The sequence below is a fragment of the Actinomadura sp. 9N407 genome, from assembly GCF_044326315.1.
Taxonomy (GTDB): domain Bacteria; phylum Actinomycetota; class Actinomycetes; order Streptosporangiales; family Streptosporangiaceae; genus Spirillospora.
Genome location: NZ_JBIRAW010000009.1, coordinates 19,524 through 35,728, shown reverse-complemented (window position 1 = coordinate 35,728; position 16,205 = coordinate 19,524). Strand labels below are relative to the sequence as shown.

Annotated in this window: 17 protein-coding genes; 5 read left to right on the top strand and 12 right to left on the bottom strand. The window is 70.0% G+C overall.

Features of this window, described 5'->3' with window-relative positions; all coding sequences use genetic code 11:
• Entirely contained in the window at nucleotides 1-768 is a 768-nt protein-coding gene (locus ACH34Q_RS16125) for an SDR family oxidoreductase (RefSeq protein ID WP_395983747.1), read from the bottom strand.
• 68 nt (nucleotides 769-836) lie between these two features.
• Here ACH34Q_RS16125 and ACH34Q_RS16120 point away from each other — a divergent pair, with 68 nt between their 5' ends.
• Nucleotides 837-1,466, top strand: a complete 630-nt coding sequence (locus tag ACH34Q_RS16120; RefSeq protein WP_395983746.1) for a TetR/AcrR family transcriptional regulator — start codon at nucleotides 837-839, stop codon at nucleotides 1,464-1,466.
• Between the two features lie 228 nt (nucleotides 1,467-1,694).
• On the opposite strand, the gene ACH34Q_RS16115 is transcribed toward ACH34Q_RS16120, so the two are convergent.
• The gene (locus ACH34Q_RS16115) at nucleotides 1,695-2,954 is read right to left on the bottom strand and encodes an SMI1/KNR4 family protein (RefSeq protein ID WP_395983745.1); all 1,260 of its coding nucleotides are present in this window, start codon (nucleotides 2,952-2,954) and stop codon (nucleotides 1,695-1,697) included.
• Between the two features lie 177 nt (nucleotides 2,955-3,131).
• A complete protein-coding gene (locus ACH34Q_RS16110; RefSeq protein WP_395983744.1) occupies nucleotides 3,132-3,959 on the bottom strand; it encodes a methyltransferase domain-containing protein in 828 nt (275 codons plus the stop codon).
• A gap of 29 nt (nucleotides 3,960-3,988) precedes the next feature.
• Here ACH34Q_RS16110 and ACH34Q_RS16105 point away from each other — a divergent pair, with 29 nt between their 5' ends.
• On the top strand, nucleotides 3,989-5,476 hold the full coding sequence (locus ACH34Q_RS16105; RefSeq protein WP_395983743.1) for a PLP-dependent aminotransferase family protein: 1,488 nt from the start codon (nucleotides 3,989-3,991) through the stop codon (nucleotides 5,474-5,476).
• On the opposite strand, the gene ACH34Q_RS16100 is transcribed toward ACH34Q_RS16105, so the two are convergent.
• Nucleotides 5,464-5,892, bottom strand: a complete 429-nt coding sequence (locus ACH34Q_RS16100) for a VOC family protein (RefSeq protein ID WP_395983742.1) — start codon at nucleotides 5,890-5,892, stop codon at nucleotides 5,464-5,466. The genes ACH34Q_RS16105 and ACH34Q_RS16100 overlap by 13 nt on opposite strands.
• 87 nt (nucleotides 5,893-5,979) lie before the next feature.
• Between ACH34Q_RS16100 and ACH34Q_RS16095 the strand changes: the two genes are divergently transcribed.
• Nucleotides 5,980-6,975 carry a helix-turn-helix transcriptional regulator gene (locus ACH34Q_RS16095; RefSeq protein ID WP_395983741.1) on the top strand — a complete coding sequence of 332 codons (996 nt, stop codon included), beginning with the start codon at nucleotides 5,980-5,982 and terminating at the stop codon, nucleotides 6,973-6,975.
• Between the two features lie 108 nt (nucleotides 6,976-7,083).
• Here the strand turns inward: ACH34Q_RS16095 and ACH34Q_RS16090 are convergent, their stop codons facing one another.
• The gene (locus ACH34Q_RS16090) at nucleotides 7,084-7,536 is read right to left on the bottom strand and encodes a winged helix-turn-helix transcriptional regulator (RefSeq protein ID WP_395983740.1); all 453 of its coding nucleotides are present in this window, start codon (nucleotides 7,534-7,536) and stop codon (nucleotides 7,084-7,086) included.
• Nucleotides 7,537-7,614: 78 nt separating this feature from the next.
• Here ACH34Q_RS16090 and ACH34Q_RS16085 point away from each other — a divergent pair, with 78 nt between their 5' ends.
• Entirely contained in the window at nucleotides 7,615-9,864 is a 2,250-nt protein-coding gene (locus tag ACH34Q_RS16085) for a molybdopterin-dependent oxidoreductase (protein WP_395983739.1), read from the top strand.
• Between the two features lie 117 nt (nucleotides 9,865-9,981).
• On the opposite strand, the gene ACH34Q_RS16080 is transcribed toward ACH34Q_RS16085, so the two are convergent.
• On the bottom strand, nucleotides 9,982-10,341 hold the full coding sequence (locus ACH34Q_RS16080) for a MerR family transcriptional regulator (protein WP_395983738.1): 360 nt from the start codon (nucleotides 10,339-10,341) through the stop codon (nucleotides 9,982-9,984).
• A gap of 259 nt (nucleotides 10,342-10,600) precedes the next feature.
• Between ACH34Q_RS16080 and ACH34Q_RS16075 the strand changes: the two genes are divergently transcribed.
• Nucleotides 10,601-11,440 (top strand): NADPH-dependent F420 reductase, encoded by an 840-nt coding sequence (locus tag ACH34Q_RS16075; protein WP_395983999.1) that lies wholly within the window; start codon nucleotides 10,601-10,603, stop codon nucleotides 11,438-11,440.
• A gap of 313 nt (nucleotides 11,441-11,753) precedes the next feature.
• Here ACH34Q_RS16075 and ACH34Q_RS16070 read toward each other — a convergent pair whose 3' ends face one another.
• The 6 genes from ACH34Q_RS16070 to ACH34Q_RS16045 form a co-directional block, all read right to left on the bottom strand.
• A complete protein-coding gene (locus tag ACH34Q_RS16070) occupies nucleotides 11,754-13,355 on the bottom strand; it encodes a hypothetical protein (protein ID WP_395983737.1) in 1,602 nt (533 codons plus the stop codon).
• A 192-nt stretch (nucleotides 13,356-13,547) separates the two neighbouring features.
• On the bottom strand, nucleotides 13,548-14,096 hold the full coding sequence (locus ACH34Q_RS16065) for a TetR/AcrR family transcriptional regulator (RefSeq protein WP_395983736.1): 549 nt from the start codon (nucleotides 14,094-14,096) through the stop codon (nucleotides 13,548-13,550).
• Between the two features lie 296 nt (nucleotides 14,097-14,392).
• Nucleotides 14,393-14,848 (bottom strand): phosphotransferase, encoded by a 456-nt coding sequence (locus ACH34Q_RS16060; protein ID WP_395983735.1) that lies wholly within the window; start codon nucleotides 14,846-14,848, stop codon nucleotides 14,393-14,395.
• A 97-nt stretch (nucleotides 14,849-14,945) separates the two neighbouring features.
• Nucleotides 14,946-15,329 (bottom strand): VOC family protein, encoded by a 384-nt coding sequence (locus tag ACH34Q_RS16055; RefSeq protein WP_395983734.1) that lies wholly within the window; start codon nucleotides 15,327-15,329, stop codon nucleotides 14,946-14,948.
• Nucleotides 15,316-15,696, bottom strand: a complete 381-nt coding sequence (locus ACH34Q_RS16050) for an ArsR/SmtB family transcription factor (RefSeq protein ID WP_395983733.1) — start codon at nucleotides 15,694-15,696, stop codon at nucleotides 15,316-15,318. The genes ACH34Q_RS16055 and ACH34Q_RS16050 overlap by 14 nt, the downstream gene beginning before the upstream one ends.
• Entirely contained in the window at nucleotides 15,683-16,117 is a 435-nt protein-coding gene (locus ACH34Q_RS16045) for an SRPBCC domain-containing protein (RefSeq protein ID WP_395983732.1), read from the bottom strand. Before ACH34Q_RS16045 ends, ACH34Q_RS16050 begins: the two co-directional genes overlap by 14 nt.
• Nucleotides 16,118-16,205: the final 88 nt, after the last annotated feature.

Here is a 16,205-nt window from a genome sequence, read left to right as displayed (position 1 = left end):
TCAGGTACGCGGCCCGAGGAACAGACCACCGCTCGCGTCGATGACCTGGCCCGTGATCCAGCGCGCGGCATCGGAGGCGAGGAACGCGACGACATCGGCGACGTCGTCGGCCCCGCCCAGGCGATCGAGCGCCGTCGATCCGGCGATGAAGCCGGCCAGGCCCGGTGCCTCGAAGACCGGTCCGTTGGCCGCCGTCCGGGTGGCGCCGGGAGCGACCGCGTTCACCGTGATCCCTCGGACGCCGAGCTCGTTGGCCAGGGTCATGCTCATCGTCTCCACCGCGCCCTTCGTCATCGCGAAGGACGTCTGGGCGGGATTGGCCATCCGGGTCGCCACCGACGAGATCGTGATGATGCGGCCACCGTCGCGGAGCAGCGGCACCGCTCGCTGGACGATGAAGTACGGCGCTCGAACGTTCACGGCGAACAGGTGGTCGAACTGCGTCCGCGTCGTGGATCCGAGCGGACCGGCGGGCGCGGCCGCCGCGTTGTTGACGACGATGTCGAGCGGTCGCCCGGCCAGGCCCGCCTCGACACCCGCGAACAGCGTCTCGACGTCGCCGTCCACGCCCAGTTCGGCCCTGACGGCGAGGGCGGTGCCACCGGAACGTTCGATCCGGCCGACCGTCGCCTTCGCGCCGTCCTCGTCCGTGCCGAAGTGCGCGATGACCACGGCGCCCTTCGCCGCCAGCCGGACCGCGATCGCCTGCCCGATACCGCGCGACGCTCCGGTCACCAGCGCCGCCCTGCCGGTCAGATCATCATCCATGGTCGCCACCTCGGTCTGCGAGTCACTACCGATTTGGTAGTGACTACCACTGAGGTAGTGTCTATCACATGCCCGATCAGCACTCAACGTTGCGAGCGCAACGACGAGCCGAGACGCAGCGCCTGATCCAGGCGCACGCGGTGCGCCTGTTCACCGAGCGCGGATACGACGCCACGACCGTGACCGACGTCGCCGAAGCCGCGGGGGTGTCGCCCATGACCGTGTACCGGCACTTCCCGACGAAGGAGGACCTGGTCCTCATCGACCGGCACGGTGCGCTCGTCGCCGAGCGGATCGCCGCCTCGCCCGCCGAACGGCCCCTGGTCGGCCGCATCGGCGGCGCGCTCATCGACTCGGTGGCGGCGCTGACCGGCGGCGGCCACGGAGACGACCTGACGGCGGACGAGCGGTTCCTGCTCGCCCGGCTCCAGCTCATGATCTCGACGCCGGCCCTGCGGGCCAAGCACCTGGACAACCACTACGCCCTGCAGCAGGCGATCGTCGACGCGCTCGGAGACGACGCCACCGATCCCGACGCGGCGTTCCATGTCCGAGCGGCGGCCAGCGCCTGCCTGGCCGCCCTGCACACGGCACTGGTGCGCTGGGCCGAGGACGACGGACGGACCGAGCTGCCCGAGCTGGTCACCAAGGCGCTCGCCGCCGCCTTCGGCGAGCGCATCGTCGACACCCCGCGTTGAGGAGCGTCCCGCTGCGCACCTGACGCCGACGCCGACCTCATGAGAGGCTCCACGCCTCCCAGCGAAGGCCGCGTCCGGGCGACATCGCCATTTCTGATGAGCCTGAAACCTCTCCATTGCTCCAGGATCGGTTCGCGCCCGATGGGCACGCGGTCGGTGGTGAGCCGTCGGTGGAGGTGTCGATCCGCTGTCCAGCGAGCCGGGCGAGTCCCTCACCCAGGCACCGGTTCAGGCTGTTGGCGAAGGCGGCTCGTCGTAGGTGGTGACCCAGGTCGTTCGGGACGGCCGGTCGCGTTCGGGGCGGTGCGGATGGACGCCGACGAGGGCCAGTTGCGGCAGGTCGCCGAGTTCCGACAGCTCCCGCCATTGGTCCCGGGTGACCTCCAGATACCGCAATCCCGTCAGCTCGCTCACCGTGGCGATGTCAGCGACGGGTGCCGCCGCGATGTCCAGTGCCCACAGGTGGGGCACGGTACGGAGCGGAGCCAGCTCGACGGGCCGCGCGCAGGTGACCGACAGCGAACACAACTCCCGGTTTCGGGCCGGCGCCGTCAGGTCGGCCGACTCCACATCGAGCTCAAGATATTCCACCGGGTGACCACCGAGCGGGGTCAGGTCGGGCGAACCCCTGCTCGACAGCGCCAGCGAACACACCTCGGGCATCGCGGCGAGGAACGCGCAATCCTCCACGTCGGTCACCCGGACCTCCTGCACACGCGGACCGGCCTGCCCGGCACGCGCGCAGGAGGGTGGGCCGCCGCTGTACCAGCCGTGCCTGCCGGCCAGATCCGGCAGATCCGTGTCGATCCACAGGCTCTTGTCGCGACGGCGGTAGTCACCACGTTCCAGCGCCTCCACCAGCCGGCGCAGAAACGTGGTCACCGAGTCAGCGACGTACACCGGCCCTTCCACGTAGTCGACTCCGACCTTGATGACCTGCCCGGGACGACCGTTCGGCCCGGGATCCATGTCCACGGCGAGCCAGTTGCCGCCGGTGTCGAACGCGAACCGGATCCAGCCCGCACGCAGCGGCGACCTCCGGACGGCGTGCGGGGGCCGGGCATCGAACACCGTCCGGCGCCAGGGTTCGAACCGCCACTCCTGTGCGATGTCGAGCCACTCGTCATCCAGGTCGCCGATCTCGGCAAGCGGGAGCCAGTCCTGCCGGTCGAACAGCGGGTTGACGAGGTCACCGTCACCGTCGGCGACGCCGTACAGCGCGCGGAGGTCCGCAGGCAGTGCGACGCCGAGTTCCTCCTCCACCGCGACGAGGGCCTCCTCGCTCGCGGGCTCGGGGAGTTCCTCCTCGTACCCGAGGATCCGCGCCATCAGCTGCCGGTAGTGATGCAAGAGCCGCACAGCCTCGTCCGGATCACCAGCGGGAACCGCGGACTCGGGCCCTTCCTGCTCGTCACCCCGATCCGGTGGAACGAACTCCTCATCGATCACATAGAGGAACGGCCGATTCTGCCGGGAGGACGTCGCCATGCCTCCGCAACCTAACACCCGCACCCGACACAATGATCATCTCTGCACGTTCAGGTGGACGTCCCGGTGCACAAGAAGCCGTACGCCGACAACGGGTTCCGCAAGAGTCGATCTACTCCTTGTTCACACCGGCCCGGCCCTGCGCCCGCAACCTTGATGGCCAGAAAAAAGGCCAGGTCACGGGATCGGGTTGATGGCCTGGCCCTTGAAGAACGTGTAGTGGAACGCGCCGTCGTCCTCGGCCGTGCGGTGCAGGTCGGCGATGCCGCGGTCGAAGTCGGCGCGAGTGGTGAGCCCGGCCGCGAGCGCGTCGGCCCGGACGGCCTCGACCATGGCGGTGAAGGTGTTGCGGATGAATCCCTCGGCCAGCGCCGGGCGCGTCCGGTCGGCGTAGACCGTCCGCGGCCGGACCGTCACCTCCTCGTAGCCGGCGGCGGCCAGGAGCGGCTGCAACCTCCGTCCGATCAGCGCGTCCCCGCCGGCGGCGGACTGCAGCCACACCTGGTGCGCGATCGTCGCGCGGGCGTAGGCGCTGTCGGGGTGGAAGAACGCCGAGCCGTGATCGCCCTCGATCACGGTGATCGTCCCGCCGGGCCGCAGCACCCGCCGCAGCGCGGCCAGCGCGGCCTGCGGGTCGCGCAGGTGCTCAAGGACGAAGCAGACGAAAAGGTGATCGAACGTCCCGTCCGCGAACGGCGGATCGAGCAGGTCGGCGCGGTGCCATTCGACGTCCGCGCCGGGGGATTCCGCCTCGACGCGCGCCCGCGCCTGCGCCAGGGACGTCCCGGAGACGTCGACCGCGACGAGGCGGGCCCCCGGGCTCGACCTCACCAGGTGCACCGTCTGCGCGCCGATCCCGCACCCGGCCTCCAGCACCCTGCTGCCCGCGGGAAAGGCCGTACCGGCGTGCAGCAACGCGGCCAGGGTGTCGGCCTGGTCGCCCAGCCTGCGGGCCTCGTGCTCGGAGTAGCCGTGAACGTAGGAAAGTGCCGCCGTGGTGTTCATGCCTTCACCGTGGCGCCACAATGGACCCCGTGAACAGGTCCAAAGGCGGGCTGTCCGACCGATCCATAGTCGCCGGTTCCGACTTCCTCCAGCTGAACGCCGGCGAGGCGCCGCCGGGCGGGCTGTCGGACTGGCTGGCCGGACGGCTGCGGCAGGCGATCTCCGACGGCCGGCTGCCGGTGGGCAGCCGGCTGCCCGCCACCCGGGTCCTGGCGGCGGAGCTGCGGGTCTCGCGCGGTGTCGTCACCGAGTCGTACCAGCGCCTGATCGAGGACGGCCACGCCACCGGACGGGGACGCCAGGGGACGATCATCGTCGCGGCCCCGGTCACCCCGCCGGCCGCGCGGCCCGTCCAGCAGCCCTTGAACGGCCCGTTCGACACCGGCCCCGGCGCGGACGTGTTCGACGCCCTGCGTTCGGCCACGGCCCGGATCGACCTGTCACCCGGCCTGCCCGACCTGGCCGCGTTCCCCCGCGCCGCGTGGCTGCGCGCCGAACGCGCCGTCCTCGCGGGGCTCGAGGCGTCCGGCCTCGGGTACGGGGACCCGCGCGGTACCGCCGCGCTGCGCCAGGCCGTCGCCGGCTGGCTGGCCCGCAACCGGGGGATCCGGGTGGACCCGGGCGAGGTCGTCATCGTCGCCGGTACGGCCCAGGCGCTCGGCCTGCTCGCCCGGGTGCTCGGCCGCGACGGGATCGGCGCGGTCGCCGTCGAGGACCCGGGCTCGCTCGGTACCCGCCAGCACCTGAACCACTGGGGCATGCGGACCCCGCCCATCCCGGTCGACGCCGACGGGATCCAGGTCGCCGAGCTGCGCGACTCAGGCGCCCCGGCCGTCCTGCTGACCCCCGCGCACCAGTTCCCGACCGGCGTGGTGCTGGGCGGCGAGCGGCGCCGCGACCTGATGCGCTGGGCGGGAGGCGGCGGGCTGATCATCGAGGACGACTACGACGCCGAGCACCGCTACGACCGGCCGCCGGTCCCCGCGCTGCGCTCGATGCTCGCCGAACGCGTCTTCTACGCAGGCAGCGTGTCCAAGCTGCTGGCCCCCGCACTGCGCATCGGCTGGGTCATCGCGCCGCCGCCGTACCGGGACGCCCTCGTGGACGCCAAGCGGTTCGCCGACCTCGGCAACGCCGCGCTGCCGCAGCTGGTGCTCGCCCGCCTGATGGAATCGGGCGAGCTGGAACGCCGGCTGCGGCTGCTGCGCCGCCGGCACCGCCGCCGCAGGGACGCCATGATCGCCGCCATCCGCGCGCGGCTGCCGGCCGCGACCGTGCACGGCGCCGCCGCCGGCCTGCACCTGACGATCACGTTCGACGGCGCGGTACCGGAGACCGGCCTGGCCGCGGCCGCCCTCGCCCGCGGCGTGAAGGTGCACCCGCTGTCGTGGCACCGCCAGCGCCCCGGCCGTCCCGGCCTGGTCCTCGGGTACGCCGCGGCCACGCCGGCCGCCATCGCGGAGGGCGTCGGGATCATCGGCGCCGCCCTCCGCGACCTGCCCGGTCAGGACGCCTGAGCGCGCTTCTCCAGGATCTCCAGGTAGTGCGGGTTGTACATGATCCCCAAAATGTTGCCGAACGGGTCGATGACGCTGGCCGTGACGAACCCCGTCCCCTCGCCGCGCTCCTTGACCCCCTCCTGCTCCTTCGCGCCCAGCGACAGCAGCCTGTCCAGGCTCGCCGCCACGTCGTCCACGTGCCAGTACATGATGACCCCGCCCGGCCCGGCCCCCGCGCCGGCGGGAGCGAAGCCGCTGTCGATCAGGCCGAGCTCGGCCTGGTGGTCCCCGATCCGGAACTCGTAGTACCCGACCCGGCCGTCCGGCATGGGGACGCTGAAGTACGGCTCGGCGCCCAGGAGCTCGGCGTACCAGTCCTTCGCCGCCTCGAGATCGTCCGCCCAGTAGCTGATGGTGGCGAATCCTCGCAACATGGTGTGTTCCCTTCGTAGTGCCCGACATCTACGACGATAGAAGGCCAATAGGTCAGCGAACGTCCTATTGGCAGGGAGAATGGATCCATGCGCGATCCCTCCGGCCGGCTGCTGTCCCTGCTGTCCCTGCTGCAATCCCCCCGCGAGTGGTCGGGCCGCGAGCTCGCCGGCCGCCTGGACGTCACGCCCCGGACGATCCGGCGCGACATCGACCGCCTGCGCGAACTCGGCTACCCCGTACACGCCACCCAGGGCAACACCGGGGGCTACCGGCTCACCTCCGGTGCCGCCATGCCGCCGCTGCTGCTGGACGACGACGAGGCCATCGCCATCGCGATCGGGCTCCGTACCGCCGCCACCGTGGCCACCACCGGCATCGAGGACAGCTCGTTGCGTGCCCTCGCCAAGCTGGAGCAGGTCCTGCCCCTACGGCTGCGCCACCGGCTGAAGGTGCTCTCGGAGGCGGCCGCGACCCTGCCGCCCGGGGGCGGCCCGGCCGCCGACGCCGAAACCCTTGCCTCGCTGGCCGCCGCCTGCGTGGCCCACGAGAAGGTCCGCTTCGCCCACACCAAACGGGACGGCGAGACCAGCCGGCGCCTGGTGGAACCGCATCGCCTCGTACCCGAAGGGCGCCGCTGGTACCTGGTGGCATACGACGAGCACAAGGCCGGGTGGCGCATCTTCCGGGTGGACAGGATGAACGAGGTCCACCGCACGGGTGTCCGCGTTCCCGCCCGCGAACTGCCCGGGGGAGTGGACGCCGCGACCTGGGTGATGAACTCGCTGTCGGGCCGTACCGGCAGCGTCCGGGCCAGGCTGCTCCTGCACGCCCCCATCGCATGGGCGGCGGAGAACGTCCCGCCCTGGCAGGGCTCCCTGGAACCGGTCGACGACCGATCGTGTCTCCTCCGCACGTACGCCGACGCCCCGGGCTACCTGGCCTACCGCATCACACTCCTGCCGGTCGACTACACGCTGCTCGACCCGCCCGAGGTGGCCGAGCACCTGAACGCGACCGTGGAACGCGCCGCGCGCGCGATCCGCTCGTTCACCGCGCCCCACGGAGAAGAAAACCCGAAGTGAACCGGCCGTCAACGCATCGCGCGTTCCGGAACCGGCCGCCTCTGCCGCCAAGCCGCCGTCAGCGAGGACCCGTGCCCCCCACCATTCCGTGCCGTTGTGCGGAGGCCCTCAGGAAGGGACCGCCCGGCCGACCGGGGTCATCTGCCGGGGGTCGATCCGTTCGCCGCAGCAGGGGCAGGTCAGGGCCGGGGCGATGATCTCGCCGCAGGTCCGGTGGCGCAGTGCGACCGGCGGGCCGTCCGCGCCGGCCATCCACCGGTCGCCCCAGCCGGCGATCGAGACGATCACCGGATAGAGGTCGAGGCCCTTGTCGGTCAGCCTGTACTCGTGCCGGGGCGGCCGCTCGCTGTAGGGGCGCCGCTCGAGGATCCCGTGCTCGACGAGGGTGCCCAGGCGGTCGGCCAGCAGATGCCGGGAGACCCCGAGGTCGTTCTGGAAGTCGTCGAAACGCCGGACCCCCAGGAAGGCGTCGCGCAGCACGAGCATGGTCCAGCGGTCACCGATCACCGACAGGGTCCGGGCGATCGAGCAGTCGACATCACCGATGTCCTTCCAGCGCATGCCGGGAGTCTATTGCGTTCCGTTCCGGAACTCACTAAGTTCCGAAAAGGAACCAACTGATCGCCGAGGGAGTTGATCGTGGACGAGTGGCGGCCGAGCGCCTGCATCCTGTGCGAATGCAACTGCGGTGTCGAGATCTCGGTCGGTCCGTCCGGGTCGTTCGACAAGATCCGCGGCGACAGGCTGCACCCGGCGTCCCAGGGCTACACCTGCAACAAGGCGCTGCGGCTCGACCGCTACCAGAACGGGCGGGCCGAGCGCCTGACCCGGCCCCTGCGCAAGCGGCCCGACGGGACCTTCGAGGAGATCTCCTGGGAGACCGCGATCGGCGAGGTGGCCGCCCGGCTCGGCGCGCTGCCCGGAGAGTCGATCTTCTACTACGGGGGCGGCGGGCAGGGCAACCACCTGGGCGGCGCCTACGCCACCGCGACGATGAAGGCCTACGGGGCCAGGTACCGCTCCAGCGCCCTCGCGCAGGAGAAGACCGGCGAGTTCTGGGTGAGCGCCCGGATGCTCGGCGCGCCGACCCGCTCCGACATCGAGCACTGCGAGGTCGCGGTGTTCGTCGGCAAGAACCCGTACCAATCCCATGGATTTCCCCGGGCCCGCACGGTGCTCAAGCAGATCGGCAGGGACCCGGCCAGATCGATGATCGTCATCGACCCGGTCCGGACCGAGACCGCCGAGCTGGCCGACTTCCACCTGCAGGTCAGGCCCGGGACCGATGTCCATCTGCTGACCGCGATGGCCGCCGTGCTCGTCCAGGAGAAGCTGATCGATGAGGACTGGCTGGCCGAGCACGCCGACGGGCTGGCCGAGGTCCAGGAGGCGCTGGCGGCGGTGCCGGTGAGCCGGTACTGCGCGCTGGCCGGTGTCGAGGAGGACCTGGTCAGGGCGGCCTCGCGCCGGATCGGCTCGGCGTCCTCGGTGGCCGTCACCGAGGACCTGGGCGTGCAGATGAACCGCGACTCCACCGTGGTCTCCTACCTCCAGCGGCTGCTCTGGCTGCTCACCGGAAACCTCGCCAAGCAGGGCGCGCAGTACGCCTTCTCCAACCTGGCCCCGATCGCCCGCGACCGCGGGCACCGGGTCGGCGAGGGGCCGGTCAGCCCGGTCGCCGGAGCGAAGATCATCAGCGGCCTGGTGCCCTGCAACGTGATCGCCGAGGAGATCCTCACCGACCATCCGGCCCGCTACCGGGCGATGCTCGTGGAGAGCGCGAACCCGGCGCACTCGCTGGCCGACTCCGCGGCCATGCGTGCCGCGCTGCAGGCCCTGGACCTGCTGGTCGTCATCGACGTCGCGATGACCGAGACCGCGCGGCTCGCGGACTACGTGCTGCCCGCGCCGACCCAGTACGAGAAGTGGGAGGCGACGTTCTTCACCTTCGACTTCCCGCGCAACATCTTCCACCTCCGGCCACCGGTCGTGGACGCACCGCAGGGACCACTGCCCGAGCCGGAGATCCACGCCCGGCTGGTGGAGGCCTCGGGCGCGCTGACCGCCGAGGTCGTCGATCCGCTCCGGGAAGCGGCCGCCCAGGGCCGTGCGGCGTTCGCCGAGGCGTTCCTGAACCTGCTCGGCTCGCAGCCGCGGCTCGCCCGGCTGGCTCCGGTCCTGCTCTACCGGACGCTCGGGCCCACCCTGCCCGACGGTGCCGCGGCCGCGGCGGTGCTGTGGGGCGCGGCGCACGGCTTCGTCCAGGAGAACCCCGCGGGAGTGAAACGGGCCGGCTACGGCGAGGGCCCGGAGGCCGGTGAGCGGCTCTTCGACGCGATCCTCTCCAGCCCGCACGGCCTGGTGACCACCGACGACGTGCAGGAGGAGACCTGGCGGCGCTTGAAGGGCCGGCGCATCCAGCTCCACATCCCCGAACTCCTCGCCGAGGTGACCGCACTCGCCGACCGTCCCGAACCCGCCGGCGCCCGGGAATGGCCGTTCGTGCTGTCGGCCGGCGAACGGCGCGCCTTCACCGCCAACACGATCATCCGGGATCCCGACTGGCGCAGACGCGACGTCGGCGGTGCGCTGCGGATCGGGATCTCCGACGCCGAACGGCTGGGACTGACCACCGGCGACCGGGCGATGCTGACCACCCGCCGCGGCGGCGTCGAGGTCGTCGTGGAACTGACCGACCGGATGCGTCCCGGGCACATCTCGCTGCCCAACGGGTTCGGCGTCGACCATCTGGACCCCGAAACCGGCCGGGTCGTCACCGGGGTCGCGCCCAACGAGCTCACCTCGAGCCAGGACCGCGACGCCTACGCGGGAACGCCCTGGCACAAGCATGTCCCCGCACAGCTGGTGCCGATCACTGAACCTCGGTAGGGCACTCAGCACGTAGCTGAACGGCCTCCACCGACTGCGGCTCCCAGTTCATCTCATCTCCAAGATGACCTCGAACTGGTGAGTCCGCGGATCCGAGGGATGCCGGTCAAGTGGTGTTCAGGCGCCGCGCATGGCCTCCCGGGTGGCCTTGACCATGCCTTCCAGGGTCCGGCGTGCGCGAGCGAGTTCCTCGGCCTGGGCGTCGATGCGGCCGAGCTCGTCGGTGAGTTGGCGCAGGACGGCCGGTGGGCAGCGTTCCCCGGTGTCCTTGATGTACGGCAGCAGTGCGGCGATGCTCTTGCCGCTCATCCCGACGGCGAAGAACTGCTTGATCAGCAGTACGCGGACCACGGCGTCCTCGCCGTAGTGGCGCTGCTCGCTGGCGCTGCGCCGGCTGGTGAGCATGCCCTGCTGCTCGTAGTAGCGCAGGGAACGCACGCTGGCCCCGGTCCGCTTGGCCAGATCGCCGATCCGCACGGCGCCCTCCGTCCCGATTTGCCTCTCACACCGATGTCAGGTCTTAGGGTAGCGGCGCGGCAGGCACGAACCACCAGGACGTTGTCTTGCCGTGGACGCGTGACCCGACTGCACCCGAGAGAGGAACCGTTGCGCCGAACAGTTCCGGCTTCCTCGCCGACATCGTGTGCTTTCGGCGTTAGGGCCGGGGGTGTTTCCCGACCCGGTGCCTACGGCCGATATCCGTCCGGTGCCTGGTTGAAGCCCGCGGGGCCCTGCCCTGAACCGTTTTCCCGTATCAGTTGCCGGGCATTGTCCCGGAGCATCCGGCCGGGCATGGACCCGCCGTAGTGAAAGCAAGGAGTCATTCAATATGAAGATCGGCATCATCGGTGTTGGACATATCGGCAAAACCTTGACCCGCCGGTTGAGCGAGGCTGGGCACGAGGTGAAGGTGGCCAACTCGCGCGGCCCCGAAACGATCGAGTCCGACACACTGGCCTCGGGTGGACGCGCGGTCACCGCGGCGGAAGCCGTGGTGGACGTCGACGTGGTGATCCTGTCCATCCCCCTCATCCGCATCCCGCAGGTCGCACCGCTGATCGCCGGCGTGCCGCCGGGCACGGTCGTCATCGACACCTCCAACTACTATCCGGCGCGAGACGACCGGATCGAGGACATCGAAGCCGGTCAGGTCGAGAGCCTGTGGGTCGCCCAGCGGTTGGAGAGACCGATCGTCAAGGCATGGAACTCGATCGGTTCCGGCTCGTTCGCGACGAAGGGGAAGCCTGCGGGAAGCCCCGACCGCATCGCTCTCCCCGTCGCGGCCGACAACGCCAACGACCGCCAGATCGGAATGGATCTGGTCGACGACACCGGGTTCGACGCATTCGACGCCGGGACGCTGGCCGAATCGTGGCGGCAGCAGCCTGGCGCGCCCTGCTATTGCACAGATCTCACCCGCCAGGAGCTGCCGGCCGCGCTGGCGGCAGCGGACGCGGCACGCTTGCCGAAGCGACGCGACCTGGCGGTGGCCGCCATCCAGGAAAGGGTCGGGGACGCCACAACGAACCCGGATGAGGAATACGGCGTCCGCCTGAACCGAGCATTGTTCATGTGATGCCGTTCGCGCGCCGGTCGCGGCTCTGCCCGGCCGGCGGTCCGTGTGGGGCCTGGGTCAACGACCAGGTGATGGGCATCGGCGGCCTGATCGTGCCCGGCACGTTGCGGGACTCGCTGTTCACCCTGGACGCCGCATGCTTAACCGCGAGCCGCCGAGGGACGGGGTGATTGCCGCCGACCGGAGGAGGCGCCAGGGGGCGGCCGGACCGGACGGTGCTTGGGGCACCGCTTGGGGCACCGTCCGGTCCGGCGGAGGGTCTGTCGCGGTCCCCGGTGGCGCCCTCACCTCGGGGCAGATCGGCTTGCGGTGCTTATCGTGCGGGTTCGAGGGTGATCAGGTAGATCGCGTTGGGGGAGAGGTCGATGCGGTGGGTGTGGGTCTTGCCGGGGTAGATGATCTTCTGGTCCACCTGCTGGAGGTCGGCGGTCGCCGGGTCGGCGAAGTAGTTGCTGGTCGTCTGGTCGATCCTGAACGTGCGCTGGCGGACCGGGCCGCGCTTGAGGTTGGCCGGCAGCCGGGACATGTCGATGCCCGCCCGGTGGCCGGTGGCGTTGGTGTGCTGCCAGTTCCAGACCATCAGTGACGCGCCGGTCCTGTCCTTGGACGCGATGGCGTAGACGCCGTTGTCGTCTTGGCGGTGGCCATGGGCGATGGCGGACACTCGCGTGTCCTTCATCTTGGACTGCATCAGCAGCATGTTTCCGTAAGGGCTGAGGGTGTCGGTGAGCGGCCCGTTCGGGGTGCGGGTCACCAGTTGGTCCTTGCGTTCCTCGACGCGGTGCCGGATGCACCAGTTGAACATGTAGGTGTCGGGCTGGTTGGCGTACAGGTAGCTGTAGGTGGCCAGCCCGGCCGCCTGCCGGATGTAGTCGTTCTTGGGGTCGGGATCGTCGAACGCGGGACCGGGGTAGATGCCGGTCTCGGTGATGAAGGCCGGGGTGCCGGTGCGGATGCGACGTTCCTTCAGCCACGACCGGATGGTGGCCCGTTCCGAGGCGACCACGCGCAGATCCTGGTTGTACAGCGTCGGCTTCTGGTAGTCGTCGTCCCACTTCAGGTACGCGTGGTAGGAGAGGAAGTCCAGGCGCTTGCGGGGGTTGCGGTCGGCGGCGTAGCCGTCCAGGAACGGCTTGAGCCACTTGGGGTCCATGTACATCAGTGCCGGGCCGCCCACCCGGATCCGGTCTGCGCGGCGCACGTGCTTGTTGACCTCGTTGACGGCCTCGTAGAAGGGCGCGTAGAAGCGGTAGAGACCGTCGGGCCGCAGGGTGGTCTGGTCCGCCGGGCGTCCTTGCCGGCGCTGCACCCCGTGGTAGTTCCAGTCCGATTCGTTGAACACCTCGACGTAGTCGACCTGGGGGTACTGCTCCTTCAGCCTGTGCAGTATCAGCTCCACCAGCGGCTTGAGGTCCTTGATCGGCCGCTTGCCCTCGATGAAGTCCATGGGGTTGAGGTTCACCAGCACCGAGTCGGACACGGTGCCGGCCTCGGTGAGGTAGGCGTCCAGCCTGGAGAAGTCGCATTTGCGGGTGACCAGGTCGCACTGGTTGAAGATGTCGTCCTCGTCGGGCGCGTTGGGGCTGCTGAGCCAGACGCGGTAGATGTCGCCGTGCAGGCCCTGCTCGTTGAGGAACGCGGCATCCTGGGCGCGTTGCCCGGGCCATGCGGTGATGTTGCCGAAGTTGTTGTGCCGCTCCGGGCGCGGCAGCCGACCCTGCTCGGCCCCGAAGTCGACCGTCACCCTCGCCGGTGACGTGGCGGACGTGGCCGGGGGATTGGCCGCCCTGGCGGTGGGCTCGACGCCCGCCAGGGCGGTGCCGGCCGCCATGACGGCGATCGTGAGCGCCCCCACCGCGCGCCACCGGGCGATTCGCCGCCCTGCTCTCGGCTCCGGCATCGTCAGGTTCGGCATGGCACCACACCCCTTCACTCGTGCTGTGACTCGCACCACCGCGAGCAAAAGTAGGGTTGCAGTACGATTTTCCTATGTCAAGAATTACATTCTCAACTGGCGCAAGTTATATTTACATGCGCTGACGGCGTCGTCAGGCGCCCCTCCAGGGCGCGGACGGAGGACAGAAACCGGAGTGGAGGCCGTCCCGCCTCACTCACCCAGAGCGGGCACCAGACCGACCAGGAAGGCGCGCATGGAGCCCTCGACATCGAGGGTGTCGCGGTCGTGAAGCGACTGGGTCTGCAGGCCGTTGAGTAGTGCGATCGTCATCGTCGCCAACGTCGCCGGAGCGATATCGGAACGCAGTTGCCCCTGCTCGGCCAGTGCACTGAAGACCGTGGTGAAGAACTGGCGGAGCTGGCGGTAGCGGCCGGTGTAGTAGGAGTGGGCGGGATGCTCCGGTGAGGTGGCCTCCCCGGCGATGACACAGTGCAACTCCAGCAGCCCCGGGCTCAGCGCGTTGTCGGCGGCCACCGCGAGCATGCCGCGCAGTGCCTTCAGCGGATGCCCCGCGGGATCGCGGGCGTCGGCCGCCTCCATCAGCCGGGCGCTCTGCTCGCTGCGGAGCTCCAGCACCGCAAGGAGCAGATCCTCCTTGCGCGGAAAATGATGCAGCAACCCGGTGTAGCTGATCCCGGCACGCCCGGCGATGTCCTTCATCGTCGCGCCGTAGAAACCGGTCCGGGCGAAGGCGTCCACGCAAGACTCCACCACCCGGCGCCGTATGGCGGCCGACTTGGCATACGGGCCACGACCCGCCCCGGACCTCATCGGCCTCCCCATCTCTTCAACCGCGCATACCAATGCCGGCGCCGCAAGCGTAGACGAGCCAGGCGACCGCATCCCGGTCAACTCCAGCCGCTACCTGTGAGAATCGTCGCTCCGCTCCCGTGCCTACATCGGGCCGCATCGCAGAACACGATCGAGCGCTGCCCGGCCTGCGGGTCCCCATGTCGGCTTGCCGCCAGGAAGGCCCCGGTCTCCGTTCTGGCCCATCAGCATGAGGATCCGGGGTGAGCGCCGCGGTCCGAACCGATCGGCGCCTCGGCGGGTGCCTCCACGTGGAGTGCTCTGAGGAAGCCGGCCAGAGCGTCGGCCGCGTGGTCGCCGCGGCTGATCGAGGTCTGGTCCAGTGGCTCGCCGGGGACCCACGTCATGATGGTCCAAGGCTTCGGGAAGCGTGTGGACGGTGCGCCGATCCGTACCGGGTTCGGGATCGGGAGCGGCAGGCGCGGGGCCAGGACGGGCAGCCACCGGCACTCCTTGCGCTGGAGATCCGGCGCACGCTCCGTACGCGGCATACGCACAGCCAACTCGTCCCCGAGACGCCACTGCTGGTTGTCCCACCCGCCCACTACTTCGCGGATGGCCAGCCCCGCAAGGTCCGGATGCTGCTCCTGCAGCAGGTCATGGACCAGGTCTGCGGTGATCTCGATCGCGGATTCGGTCATGCGAAGCCACAGTACTGGCGCACGCGCCGGCTCTGGCTCCGTTCATGTCCTCCGGGTAGTGCAGGGGTTCGGAAGGACGCGCAAAGGGCTGGGCAGCTCAGCCGGATTCTGCGAGCAGGTGAACGACCCCGGCCGGGTTCTTGATCCAGTGGGTTCTGGATTCGAGGTGGTGCAGTGGTTCGACCTCGTCACACGGGCGGATGCCGACGCCGGCCAGTGTGGCCGCCGCCGCGTCCAGGTCATCGGTGTGGAGTTGCAACCACAGGTCGGGCCGGCTGTAGTTGTCGACGCAGTCCAGCCACAGCGTGTTAGGACCGAACTGCACCGAATGAGTTCGTGAGACGGTCGGGGCGTAGGAAACGTCCTCCTCCTCGACGGCGAAGCCCAAGGTGTCGCGGTAGAAGGCCACGGTGGCCTCGTACTGCGCCTTGGGGATCTTCATGGCGATGTTCAGGCCGGCGGTGAACTCAGGCTGGGTCATTGCTAGGTGGCTCCTTGGTCGGGTGTCGGGTGTCGGTGGCGTCCAGTGCGCGTTCCAGCGCGGTCAGCCGGTCATCCCACCTGTTGGCGAGCGTGGCCAACCAAACCTGGGCCGCGCGGATGGGGGCCGGTTCCAACCGGTAGGGGCGGCGGCGGCCGACCGGTTCACCGCAGCTGATCAGGCCCGCCTCGGCGAGCTGATCGAGGTGCTTGGCCACTGCCTGTCGGCTGATCGGCAGGCGCCGCGCCAGATCAGTGACTGTTGCGGGTCCGGCGCGGGCGAGCTCGTCCAGCAGCGCCCGCCGGGTCGGATCGGTGAGCGCCGCGAACACCGCGACGGCCTGCTCCTGCGGATCAGGCGGTCGCATCGAGGTAGGACTCCAGGTCCCCGAGCTCTGCGTCCCATCCCTGGCTGTTGGCCTTGTGGGCGGACCGGGCAGCGTCGTCGGCGGCCTGCGTGAACCCGCTCTCCACCAGACGCAGCCGGGTCCCGCCCGCTACGGGCTCCAGGGTGAACGTCACCAGCGTCAGGGGTGCGTCGTCCTGCGGCCGGCCTCCGATCGGCCATCTGAACGCCAAACGGTGTGGTGGATCGACGATCGTGATCGTGGCGACGGATTCTTCGTCGAGGTCCTCCCAGCGGAAGTACGCTCGCCCGCCGGGCCGCAGCTCGATCTCAGCCACCGAGCCGAACCAATGCGACAACCCCTCGGCGGTGGTCAGCGCGGCCCACACCCGCTCAATGGGGTGCCGCAGCACCCTCTCACGTTCGATCCTGTCCGAAACCACACCCACACTCCTTCGCAACCCTGAGTTGCCATCTCGATGGCAACCTAATGGTTGCGATAGCATCCCGCAAGCCCGGCACAGAGCGCGC